10 protein-coding genes are annotated in these 12,119 nt (G+C 51.1%); 2 read left to right on the top strand and 8 right to left on the bottom strand.

The annotated features are described in order from the left end of the window. The first annotated feature begins 26 nt into the window (after window positions 1–26). Window positions 27–1,097, top strand: coding sequence for a ribonuclease D (locus CFLAV_RS25025; RefSeq protein WP_040550142.1), 1,071 nt, complete (start codon window positions 27–29; stop codon window positions 1,095–1,097). 3 nt (window positions 1,098–1,100) lie between these two features. On the opposite strand, the gene CFLAV_RS25020 is transcribed toward CFLAV_RS25025, so the two are convergent. Both CFLAV_RS25020 and CFLAV_RS25015 read right to left on the bottom strand, forming a co-directional pair. Further along, the gene (locus CFLAV_RS25020; protein ID WP_040550140.1) at window positions 1,101–2,306 is read right to left on the bottom strand and encodes a class I SAM-dependent rRNA methyltransferase; all 1,206 of its coding nucleotides are present in this window, start codon (window positions 2,304–2,306) and stop codon (window positions 1,101–1,103) included. A gap of 190 nt (window positions 2,307–2,496) precedes the next feature. Continuing rightward, window positions 2,497–2,955: a response regulator gene (locus CFLAV_RS25015; protein WP_007417663.1), complete on the bottom strand. Its 459-nt coding sequence runs from the start codon at window positions 2,953–2,955 to the stop codon at window positions 2,497–2,499. Between the two features lie 383 nt (window positions 2,956–3,338). On the opposite strand from CFLAV_RS25015, the gene CFLAV_RS25010 reads away from it, so the two are divergent. After that, a complete protein-coding gene (locus tag CFLAV_RS25010; RefSeq protein WP_007417661.1) occupies window positions 3,339–4,586 on the top strand; it encodes a hypothetical protein in 1,248 nt (415 codons plus the stop codon). A 302-nt stretch (window positions 4,587–4,888) separates the two neighbouring features. Here CFLAV_RS25010 and CFLAV_RS25000 read toward each other — a convergent pair whose 3' ends face one another. The 6 genes from CFLAV_RS25000 to CFLAV_RS24975 all read right to left on the bottom strand — a co-directional run bounded on the left by CFLAV_RS25000 (window position 4,889) and on the right by CFLAV_RS24975 (window position 11,880). Beyond that, the gene (locus CFLAV_RS25000) at window positions 4,889–5,224 is read right to left on the bottom strand and encodes a zinc ribbon domain-containing protein YjdM (protein ID WP_050785948.1); all 336 of its coding nucleotides are present in this window, start codon (window positions 5,222–5,224) and stop codon (window positions 4,889–4,891) included. Window positions 5,225–5,413: 189 nt separating this feature from the next. Further along, window positions 5,414–5,995: a hypothetical protein gene (locus CFLAV_RS24995; protein ID WP_007417658.1), complete on the bottom strand. Its 582-nt coding sequence runs from the start codon at window positions 5,993–5,995 to the stop codon at window positions 5,414–5,416. Next, window positions 5,992–7,080 carry a carboxypeptidase-like regulatory domain-containing protein gene (locus tag CFLAV_RS24990; RefSeq protein ID WP_007417657.1) on the bottom strand — a complete coding sequence of 363 codons (1,089 nt, stop codon included), beginning with the start codon at window positions 7,078–7,080 and terminating at the stop codon, window positions 5,992–5,994. The genes CFLAV_RS24995 and CFLAV_RS24990 overlap by 4 nt, the downstream gene beginning before the upstream one ends. Next, complete coding sequence (locus tag CFLAV_RS24985; RefSeq protein ID WP_150107584.1) at window positions 7,077–10,439, bottom strand: alpha/beta hydrolase; 3,363 nt, start codon at window positions 10,437–10,439, stop codon at window positions 7,077–7,079. Before CFLAV_RS24985 ends, CFLAV_RS24990 begins: the two co-directional genes overlap by 4 nt. Before the next feature lie 47 nt (window positions 10,440–10,486). Then, window positions 10,487–11,059: a hypothetical protein gene (locus CFLAV_RS24980; RefSeq protein ID WP_007417655.1), complete on the bottom strand. Its 573-nt coding sequence runs from the start codon at window positions 11,057–11,059 to the stop codon at window positions 10,487–10,489. Further along, entirely contained in the window at window positions 11,056–11,880 is an 825-nt protein-coding gene (locus tag CFLAV_RS24975; RefSeq protein ID WP_007417654.1) for a LamG-like jellyroll fold domain-containing protein, read from the bottom strand. Before CFLAV_RS24975 ends, CFLAV_RS24980 begins: the two co-directional genes overlap by 4 nt. Between the last annotated feature and the right edge of the window lie 239 nt (window positions 11,881–12,119).

The following is a 12,119-nucleotide window of genomic DNA, read 5'->3' as shown; positions in this document are numbered from 1 at the left end:
GGGCAAATGGCTTTAGATTAAAAAAAGTGATTGATAGCGACGTAACGTTGAAAAATTTACTGGGGCGGCTTAGCAGCACTCCCTGGGTTGCCTTGGATACCGAAGCGGATAGCCTGCATGCCTACCCGGAAAAAGTTTGTCTTCTGCAGATTACCACCCCATTGGGAGACGAATTGATTGATCCCCTATCGGGAATCAATCTGGACCCGCTGCTGGATACTTTTGGGGGGCATGAATTGATCATGCATGGTTCTGACTACGATCTGCGTCTTCTGCGGAAGCATCATGCGTTCGTGCCCAAGGCGATTTTCGATACGATGCTCGCAAGCCGGCTATTGGGGCACACACAATTCGGATTGGTGCATCTGGTGGCGCATTACCTGGGGGTGACCTTGGAAAAGGGCTCACAGAAGGCGGATTGGGCGAAGAGACCACTGACTCCACGAATGGAGGCATACGCGCGGAACGATACCCACTACTTAAAACATTTGGCTGACAGGCTGAAGTCGGACCTGGAAGTCAAAGGCCGGCTGGGCTGGCATCAGGAATTGTGTGCCCGATTGATCATCGAATGTTCACAAAATCCCGAGCCCGATCCTGACCTGGTGTGGCGAATCAAAGGGAGCAATCGTTTGTACCGGCCGGCACTTGCAGTCTTAAGGGAAGTTTGGCGCTGGCGGGAAGCAGAGGCGATAGTCGCAAACCGCCCACCCTATTTTGTATTAAGACATGAAACGTTGATTGATTTATCCGCGGCCGCCGCCAGCGGTCATCCCGTGCAGCCGTTGTTGCCGCAAAAGTTTTCTGACCGGAGGCGCGCCACTTTGAGTGAAGCGATCAAGCGTGGGCTGTCAGTTCCCCACGAACAACAGCCGGAACCGTTGAGACATGAAGCGAGGCGGTTGAGCGAAGCAGACCGTCGCCGAGTTGAGGAGTTGCAAAAACGTCGTGATGCCCGGGCAACCGAGTTGGGCATTGATCCGACCTTAATTGCCAGTCGCGCCACGTTGCTGGATCTGGCGGAGGATTGGGACCGTCATGCGCCGGATCTGATGAACTGGCAGCGGGAGTTAATGACCCAAGCCGCCAGTGTTTGAGGTTTACCTTACCACTTCGTAGGCGAAACCTTTCAGGTATTCTGTCTCAGGAATGGAAGGAATGATGGGATGATCCGGCGATTGGCTGTAAGTCGCAACACGCCGGAGAATCCGACGGGCATCATATGCTGCAGAAAGAATCACGTCCTGAAACGTGACTGCATCGACATGATGCGAGCAGCAGAAAGTGGCCAAAGTACCACCAGCCTTGATTAGCTTCAGAGCGCGCAGATGGATTTCCTTATAGCCGCGCAGAGCATCCGGTACCGTTGCGCGACTCCGGGTGAAGGAAGGCGGGTCGAGAATGATGACGTCGAATTTTGGAACCACCTTTTCGTGAGGCTGAACTGCGGTTTGAGCCTTCATCCAGTCGAAAACATTTATGGTCTCGGTTGAACATTTTTCAGCCAGACCATTGGCGGCAGCATTGCGGGAGGATGCGGCGATGGCGTCTGCGCTTTGATCCAGCATGTGAACGTGCGCTGCGCCGGCACGGGCGGCGTGCAAACCGAAGCCACCCAGAAAACTGAAACAATCGAGGACCTGCCCGCCTTTCGTCAATTCGGCCACGGCTTGATAATTCGCCTGTTGATCCAGATAAAGACCGGTTTTATGGCCACCGAGGATATCCACTTCAAAGGAGAGGCCATTGAGGTTGATGGTCACCGGACCAGTAAGCTCCCCGATCAGAATGCCGTTGGCATCGGCCAAGCCTTCGAATTTACGGTAAGCCGTGTCGTTGCGTTCCAGGATGCAACGAGGTGAGAAAATCTTTTGTAATGCGTCAACGATTAAAGATTTGCGCTGGTCCATGCCCAGGGCGGAGGTCTGCACCACCAAGACATCTTCATATTTGTCGACTACCAGACCGCTGAGGAAATCGCTTTCGGCGTTCACGACGCGGAACGAGGATGCTCCGGGGAGATGTTTTTTGCGGACTGCCAGGGCGGCTCGAATGCGCTCTTCAAAAAAGGCTTCGTTCAAAGTGACACGGTCCGGCGCAAGAACGCGAACGCTAATTTTTGACTTTGAATTGTAAAGCCCGACGCCCAGAAGGCGTTGACGATGGTCTTTTACCTGAACCAAAGCACCGTCTTCAGCTGGTTGAGTGAGGCGAAGGACGGACCCGCCATAAATCCAGGGATGACCGGCGACGATACGGTCGGCTTCTCCGGGACGAAGTAAAACAGTGGGCAAAGATGGTTCCATAATTTTGTAAACAGTTGGCGTTGCCAGGCGCGGTTTGGTCGCCATTGGAAATCGCTGAGCGCAATATACTCTTTTTTCAGTCCAACATGAAAGCTGAATCGATTATTTGGTCCGTGGTCCGTTGCAAAACCAGCATTTTGGCTGCAAACGTAAAAGTTTTACGTGCTGAAGAGCCTGCATCACCAGTGTTTCAGACGCCGGAGCCGACGGCGGGAACGATGCGTCGATTTTTCATCTGGAGCCAATTGAAGTGGGTGATCCAGTTTTGAAAATCAATGAAGTTGAACGGACGCGCAAAAAAAGTATCTGCACCCAAGGCGTAGGCACGGTTTACTGTTCCGATATCTTTGAGTTGGGTGATGAGGGCGAAGGGTAATCGCCTAATTTCCTTGATGCGATGGTTGCGACGCCATTCCAGAACACTAAAGCCTTGCTCGTCGGGCATTTGAAGGTCCAGCAACACAAGAATAGGGAAAGGATTATTTTGGCGGTTGGCGAACTCACCAGCACCCTCCAGGTAGTCGGTCAAATGGCGAACATTCCTGATGACGATGACAGGGTTTTCCAACCTTGATTCCAGGTCCGTTTTAATATTAGACTGACGGTTGTCCTGATGCTCAAGTAATAAAATTGTATTGGCCTCGATCATTCAAGTTCTTGAATTCGAATGGAAAGAAACTTCCACTGCGACTCGAGGTTGTCAACGTGGGGCTAAACTGCAGGTTGAGGGGGGGGGAAAGTAGGCGTTGCCCGGTGAAATGGGCAGGAGGGATGGGATTTGATAGGGTGTGTGTAATAGGTGGCTCGCGGATATTGAACATGTAATTGCCTTGCCATGCAGGACGGATTGCGATTAGTGTTAAAACAAAAAACCCGTATATAAAACTATAACTTTCTGCGAACTTAGCCGGACAATTGCAGGGCCGCATTACACGAACATGTAATTGTAGTTAGTGTATTTTTGTTGGCCTAATTCCCGCTAAGCAGTTAGCGGAGCAGGAATAGGGTGTGAGTCGTTCCGAAACAAAAGAAATGAAAATGAAACTAAGTCCGCCATTGCCAAGGTCTTTGAATCTGTCGATCAGTTCCGTCGCATTTGCTGCAGCATTTTACCTGGCGGTCGTGCCTGCTTCATTCGCGGATACATCCTGGCAGGGAACTGTTAATAATAGTTGGGCGGAAAACGGAAACTGGAGCACAGGATTCGCCCCGCCGGCACCAGCAGCATGTGCCATCTACCCGGGTGACGCCGCGATTCAAAAGTTGGATCTTGGTGGTCCGACCGGACGTATGGAAGTCGGTGGGCGCTTTGACTTTTCTCCCGGCGGCTCTGGTTATACTTTTAGTGGCATAGATGGTTCTGTTTCTGGTTTTTTCATCCGAGCAGGCGGCAAGGTGAACGGTTTGGTGAATAAGGATGATAGCACCCAGACATTTAACGTGCCAATCAAGCTCGCCGGCAATAACGGCATGCCTGGTCCATTGGCAGCGATGACCTTTAACGCAGAGGCGGGCGATTTCGTGTTTAATGGTAATAATAACGCTCCGGCTGCGCCTTGGACTATCAATCTGAATGGAGCAGCCGCCCTCACAATGAAAACAGGACCTGGGAGCACGATCTCCGTCGGAACGAAAGGTCCCGGACAGATTGTGAATACCAACACTGGCACTTTTTCCGGATTGATCAAAACCGGGGTGGGCAAGCTTTTCCTTGGTGGCACAGCTCCAAACACATTCATTGGAAGGAATGTCATTCAAGAGGGCACAATAACTGCCGGGAAGATAAATGCCTTGGGATCCGGTAATGCTTTAAAGGTCGCTGGTACGTCAACTTTTGCAACTGGAGGGTTGGACCAGAACATAGGCACATTGGAATTGCAAGGTACCCTTACGATCGATATGGCTAACGGATCCGGCAAGGTTTCTTTCGCGGACAGCAAAGACTTTGATTGGACCGGGTTTAATCTCATAATCGTCAATTTCGCTATTGGTTCCAGTTCTCTTCAGTTCGGCACGGATGGCACCGGCCTCACCAGGGCACAATTAAGTGCCATTGTCTTTGCAGACATTGGCAATGCTCGCGGCCAGATTGATGCGAACGGTATGGTCACTCCAGGGGCTGCTTCGAGCGCGCCTCTTGCCACGCCGCCTTCTACGTCACCTTCCACGCCGCCGGTTGCCACGACTACTTCGCCTTCCACGCCAACGCCCACCCACAGCGTTAAGCCTATTAATAAGCAGCCGCACCCTACTCCGGCATATCCGGCCTATGATCGTTAAGGTATCCTAACTCTTATATATTCAACAAAGAGGCCTTCATAACTGAAGGCCTCTTTTTTTGCTATTGCCGCCAAGTTTGAATCTGGGGTCTTTTGTTTTGGGATCGTGAGGCAATGAGTTTGAGGCATGCGGAAGGGGCTGAGGTTCTTCCTGCGCTTCTTGCAGTGGTTGGCGACGATGGCGCGGATGAGTTGGTTTTCGCGGTCGTAGTTCTATACCGAATGCCGAAAGATATTTCCGAAATGGGAAAAGGAACCGGAATGAAAGGGGAGACAAGTCTGATGAAAGCGGAAATGCCGGCTTCAGACCTTCTTTACGAAGCAAGCTTTTAAGCCGATGGAAATTCCGTTCAGCTTGCAGGTGATTTCGTGATCGCCATCCACCAAACGAATGGGTTTCGACTTTGTTCCGCCTTTGAGCACCTGTGACGAGCCCTTCAATGGCAAGTCTTTGATCAGCATCACCAGGTCGCCGTCGGCGAGTACATTGCCGTGGGCATCCTTGACGACGCGCTGGCCTGCGGGTGCTTCTGGTTCGGGCGTGCGCTCCCACTCGTGACCGCACGTCACGCATTCCCAGCGTTCAGGGTGTTCCAAAACATCAGTCATTTCGCACATCGGGCAGGCAGGTTTGCTCATAAAACGAACAGAATAGGCGGATTCCGCGCCGTAGTTCAATCATACACTTGGCCATGGCAATGGCGGTATGACCACGGAATGCAAACTGGTTAATCCTTAAGTAAGTGCCATTCTGGCCTGCTACGGTTGTAGAAATAGCTGAACAGCACCGCCACTAGAGCTATTGAGATTGCCGGCCAACGCAACGATTCACGGAGCCTTTTGAGGTCGTGCATCGTGGAAGGTCACAGCAAATATTCTTTCCTCTGGAATGCCATAAGGGACTTTGAATGGGCTTTGCTTCAAAATGCCGAAGTGATGATCTTGATTTGTAAACTCCACTTTCCCATTTACGTCCTCGTTCCACACTGGCCTGCGTACTCCGCCCGCTTCGATGATTCCGTCCATGTTTAGGTCTTGAACGAAGTGAACAGGATCGCCCCACGGGTCCTTAAGTTTTCCTGCCCAAGAAGAAGAGCGGTGTCCCATTTTGAAGTAGTCGTCATTTTGCACAAAGGCGGCAAATCCCTCGATTTCGATTTCTTCGCCGTGCCCAATGGGTTTGAATCGCTCAGGGTGCAACTGGTAGTAGGCGCAAATTCTTGGAATGATGTACCCTGGGAAATTGCACCATTCGGTGTATTTTTCCTCTGCATGGCGAGCACTGATTGGAGTGGATTGCCCAGATCCGTCCCCTTGTGGCCCCGAATAGAAGCGGATCAAACTGCAAGAAGAAGTCATGCATAACAAAATGAAACTGATTGCCAAACCGAAATTTTGTTTGTTTCTCATCGGATTTGCTTCGCAGGATCAAATTCGAGATTCCTTGAACCTGATGGATTGATGTAAGAGTCGATTTTGAACACGGCGGTATCCCTATAAAGAGGGATTACTGTTATATGGAAATGACCATAAGCCTGCCCGCTACGGCTCTTTAAGAAAAAAGTCTCTTCAATCTGAGACTGCCATTGCGGGTCAGATGCAGATGATTTTATTTCGTGTTTTTGCTCGTAGCCATTCTCCGGAGCTTCATTGAGATAAGTCTTGTTTGTAACTTCGATCAATCCACCATCAATCACGGACATTGCGAATGACCAGTCAAACTTTTGTCCCGGCGAGATTTGAGCCGGACGCTGGATTTGAATCACTAAATCACCACCGGCGTTCTGGCCTTCAGTTTTTTTCCTTTCTATCAAATCAATCGTGTAAGGACGGGCGTCAGGTGTGATTCCATAAAATTTACTGTCATGTATCATCGACTCCGCTCCTTTGAGCTTCCACATGGTCAAAACAATGGGGTTGTTTGGGGCTGGCTGATAATTGTCGGGACGATGTGACGGTAGCTTCAAATCGTAAAAATACCCTTCCTTCTGAGGCCAAAGCCCGATTCCAACGCCATGTATTCCAAGAAAGTTGAAACGCCCTTGTGAATCGGTTTCCGTATAATGAAGCTCCCCGCCACTTTGCACCATGTTGACGTTTAAGCCGATACTCCCTCGAACTTTCGCTCCCACAACAGGCTCACCATTTTGATCAACAACCAGTCCGTAGAGGTCGAGAGTTTTTTTGTTCTCCTCCATCAATGATGACTGAATCGCCTCTCCTTTGCTTATCGAGCCCTTATCATAAGCGTCGCGGAGGGAAGCAAGACTCGTTGCAGCCCCTGAATTGGAACCTTTTTTGATGGAGGAGGCTTCATTTTTTGCAACAACATTTGTCGTGGCTGATATGACCACTTTGGCCTCACTTGACGTTATCGGTTGATGTGTTGCTGGCATTGCTGCTGGGCTTGGCGCGGTTGGAGTCTTAAACCACCAAACTGTACTGAACAAAATTACGGCGGCTAAACCGGTTAAATAGTACATAGTCTTTTTCATTGTGGGTTTATCAATTTGTAAGTCTGTAAAAGCTGGTTCCAATAAGCATTCTGCTCCATATTGTTGGCTCGGAATTCCGCGCTGTGCCAAAAGTGAGCGCTGTAGGGGCCATGTAGTTCAGGATGGGTATCTCCCGGCCACACGCTACTTAAATCTTGCGGAGTGAATCCAGACGCGCTCGCCGTTGCTCCCAGGCAATAGGAGCGAGATTGAACACAGTAAGCCAAAATCACATAACTGTCGGTTGGGAAGTATAGATTGCTGAAATCGTTCGCGCCTGACCCAAAAATTTTGTAAAAACCCGACGGATGCGTCGTCCCCGGTGTGGAGTACCAATAACCTGGATAGCTACTTATTCCATGATCGGGTTTCCAATATTGGTCCGTAAGCCAGGCGTTTAGAGCGAAATCATTCGTATTGTAAAAATCTGCACGACTCCCCGTGCCGCTTACTCCGTTAAAGTAACAGGGCGCTCCATTGGTCCAATAGTTGGCATAAATATCCGGAGTGCTGCCGCTTGTCCATGTAGGTGTGCCGGGATCATAGGCATGTGCTGACACTGCGGCTTGCATGGCCACGTAGGTGTTGACCACATGGTTTGTTCCTGCCAGGCGCAATGCTTCCCCAGCCACTACGTTACCCATGCTATGAGCCATGAGGTAAACGTTACCCGGATACTCCATATTGAGTTCAGTTAATTTGTTAAGCAATCCTGTTGCCGATGTCCAAGCGGTAAACTCGCTATTGTCATAGTTGCGGGCATGAAGAACGGCGCTGAGTGTATCCGTAATTCCATTGCCGGTCGGCCATCGAAAGATGCCAAACCGTCCCTGATACCCCTGCCAATATAGCCGTTTGAATGCCGCCTCGGCGAAACGATCTTTTTCCCATTTTTTCATGTTCCAGCCGTGAACCAAGAGAATGTAAGGCGTGTTGTTGTCTGTTGGAGGCAGATATTGGAATGGTAACACAACACCCTCCTTTGCACTGGTTGCCGTAATTGCTGGTTTTACCAATGGCTCGTCTCCCACTGTCCACCGTTCGTACATCTGCTTGATGTCCTTGATTTCAATGTAAAAGGGGGCATCAGCAACAAAGTTTTGATTGCCATCGAGTATCTGCAAATCTACCTCTGCGCTGCCCGTTTGTGCGCCGCAGAAAATGAAGTGCTCTCCGAGATTTGTTCCTCCGCTAAGGGTGATCGATGAATCGGAGGTCAGCAGCCCAAGATAAAGTGAAGCCGACTGAGCAACTTGGCTTGAGGCGGTGGCTGCGTCGAACAAATAATTCGTGCCACCATCGTTTTCGTAGGCGCGGAATATTCTCAATTGGGCGTCGCCTGTCAGAACCAGCTTTACTGTATAGTTCGTTGGCATTATAGCCATCACATTCGACAACCCAGACGCCCAAAGCCTGGTGTAGTCCTCCAAATCACGCAAGCTGGGAATGGCTGGCCGTCCCGTGCGCGGATCGGTGAACTGGCTGTCAGGAAGGCTGTTCAAAGGAAAACCGTCAGTTCCTGGATCTAAATCATCCTCAACGTGATCACAACTCCCAAAGGAACAATCCACGTCATGCAATCGATCATAGTCATTATTGGCCCAGAATCGAAAAGGTCGGTCGGCGGAGGTGTTGTCTGGGCCGGCGAAGGATTGGTCCATGACGCCGTCGTGGTTGACGTCGAGTTGGAGTTTGATGACGTTGACGACGCCGGTGCCGCATTGGTTGGTATTGTCGATGTCGGGCATGGTGACGAGGGCGACTTTGCCGGGTTCGGTGGGGAAGAATTCGCCATAGGGGGAGAGGATGCCGGTTTCGTTGGTGGTGACGTTGCCGTTGGCATCGATTTTGTAGGCTTTGTCGAAGTATTGTTCCGCGTAGGCGAATTTGTTGGTATAGCCATTCGAAATTGCCTTCTTGGCCCAAGCCGTGAGAGAAAACGGTTTTCCAACAGGAATAATTATCGGCGAAGGGGTTGAATTGGTAACGTTGAATGTCGGATCTCCGGGGACGGGATCAATACCTAGCCGACCGAAGAAATAACCGACGGTTTGCAAAGTGGGTTGTTCGATTTCTGCGAAATAGCTTCCGTTTAGGTTATCTTCTATAACTGTGCCCGGCGTGATTGTGGGAAAAGTTCTTTGGCGACTTGGCCATTTGACGGAGAGTATCTTTAGGCCATAAATATTACGAACGTTGCTCTGCAGTATGAGGGCAGTATTGGTGCCGCTAATTGTTCCTGCGAAACCGTTCCAGCCAATAGCATCGTCATCTGAATAGATCCATTGGGAAGCAGAATCTGATAGTAGCGAGGCAGTCGGTGATGTATTGGTGTGGCTGACGTATTGGGCGGTGTTGAAACGATAGGTCAGGCTCAGCACGCTCGAAAAGCCATAGCCGATCCGCTCTGTCGAGGGATCCAGAAAACTGGTAAGTGGATCTATGTCGCTTTGGACATAACTACCGACACCCGAACTCAGAAAGCCAAGATTGTCGATCAGGTTAATGTCGAAACAAAAATTTCTGTAGAAAGCATTTTCTTCAAACGGCTGAAATTCGTTAATCGACATGGAAGGCGGGGCAAATAACGGACTCTGCCGGTAATGAAAACCCGCAAAAACGTAATCCCGTTGTCCAGGATTTAAATTGTCCGGCCAATGCGAGATGTTCCAGATAAAAAAAGGATTATTAGTCTGAGCAACGCGGAGCAGGAATTTGACGTTTTCTACAATTTGCGTCGAACCATTCAAGAAGGGAATATTCGCATTTTCGATATATGGTTCTCCACGATAACTTGGGCCTCCATAAGGGTAGGGGTTTATCGCTCTTCCCGGCTTGCCATCAGTTCCTAAGGCTTGGATTTGAAAATCGTATTTCTCGTAGAGCGGAAGTTCAGATGCATTGAATGTATAAACTCCATTTGTCAATGATGTGATGGGAATTACTATTGATCCCTCTGGAGAAGAGTTGATTGTCTGCAAGTCCTCCTCGTTAATGTCGTATCCGAAAATTGGATAAACCATTCCGCTATCAAGCGGAGAAGATGACCACTGAACGCGAAGTGCGGATACGTTTCGCGGTATGTTCGAAACCACCAAGCAAGGCCGTCCCTGCGCTTCCCGTACGATCCAAGCATCTGTGGTATAATCCGACTGAGTGTTAGCATCATAATCTGGACTCAATGCCGAATTGCCTCCCCCGTATTGTGCTTGCATCAGGTATTTAAATTCCGAACCGTCTGGGAGATTCAGGTCAACGAAGGAGGTTTGATTTGGAGACACATTTGTAAGAACTTCAAAACCGCTCCATGGATGGTCTTGCCGGTAAATTAAGTAACCCGTCACATTTCCTGGTGACATTACCCAACTTATCGTTGCACTGTTTCCATTTGTGCTGAGAACCACATTCAAGCCTTGTGGGGCCGGAGGCATCGTGAACACGTTGGGAGCGATGCCATTTGATACTTTTGCAAATTGGTCCAGCCATCACCGGCGGTATCCTGTTTGTAGCCGTCCGGAGTTCCGGTGTTGCCGGTGTCGGGGTTGTTGGGGTCGAGGCCGTATTGGATTTCCCACCAGTCGGGGAGGCCGTCGCCATCGGTGTCAAGGGTGTAGGCAAGGGCTTTGAGGAAGAGGGTTGGGCGATTGGTCATCGAGACGGTGGCAGGGGTCCAGTTCTGATCGACGGCACCGAGGAGGTTTTGTTCCACGGTCCAGACGGCGTCGGTGAGGGTTTGTTTGCTTAAGATTTGGTAGGCAATGTCGGAGGTGGTGCCGTGCAGTTTGAGGGCGATGGAGTTGGTGTCTTGGGTGATGCTGTTGGTGCCGTAGGGAAGGATTTCCAGCCAGAAATCGTTCGTGCCGTAGACGATGCCGGAATAGGAATTGGTGAGGCTGTTTTGGGTTGGGGGATTGTTGGTGTCGCCGGGGGAAGGCGGGCCGGATTCGGCGAGGGCATCGATGCCGGGATTGAGGCTCAACCCAAGGTCGGGAAAGAGGTTTGGAATGTGGGAGGCGTAAACGGTGTAGTAGTAGCTGATGGCGTTGCATCGAGCGGGTAATTCCAGGTTTTGAGGTTTTCAAACTGGCCGTGGGCTTGTTGCCAGCCGGTGTAGTCGCTGCCGAGGTAAAAGCCGTTGGTGAGGACGCCGGGGCCGGGCCAATAGGTGACGCCGGGGCCATTGGTGGCGAGCTGGCCATCGAGGTAGAGGGCGGAGTTGCTGGAGGAGTAGGCAAGCGTGATGAGATGCCAGGCATCGGCGGTCCAAGCGATGGGCGCGCAAAGGTAGGTGGCTTGGGCGCCGTTGGTCTGGGCGGAGAAGGAAAGGTAGGTGCCGGCGGGATCAAGGTTAAGCGACCACCAGCCGTAGGCGGCATTGGTGGTGTAGAGGCCGACATCGATCAGTCGGCCAAAGTCGCCGGGGCCGGTGCCATCGAGGTTGGTGCTGGTCCAGTTGGGCTTGAACCAGAGGCAGAGGGTGCCGGATTCCAATGTAAGATTGGTGCGGCCGTTGCTCTCAATCAACTTGTAGTTGATGCCGGCCGGATTGGGGCTGTCCACTTGCAGGGCGTTGCCATCCCAGGAAGGGACGCAATCGAGGTTGGTCCAGACCAGCGGCGGAAAGGAGGCGGTGGAAAGCCAGTTGGTGTCGTCAAAGCGCCAAAAGGTAAGCGGGCTGCCGAGGACGGTGGGCAGCGGTGGTGGACCGGGTTGGGCGGAGGCGGGGTTGATGGCCAGGCAGAGGAGCAAAACGGATAGAACTCGCAGGAGAGTTTGGGTGTAACGGGTCAGGTTCTTCATGAATGGTGCGGTCCTTCCGGACGGGCACCATTTTTTTGCAGGTGAGGCGCGTACGGCAGAGGGAGCTTGCGGTGGGGTCAGTTGTTGTGATGTCTAAAATTTCAAGGGGCGATTGTATAGGGGAAAGAGGGCGGGTGAGTCAAAGGAAAGTTTGGATTTCGAATGGGGAGGTTTTAAACGCGGATGCGAAAGGAGAGGAAATGATCGTGGTCAGGAGAATGACCGATAATCAAGGACTA

Origin of the sequence: Pedosphaera parvula Ellin514, assembly GCF_000172555.1 — a bacterium.
Classification (GTDB): Bacteria; Verrucomicrobiota; Verrucomicrobiia; order Limisphaerales; family Pedosphaeraceae; genus Pedosphaera.
This window is presented reverse-complemented; position numbering and strand designations above follow the sequence as displayed.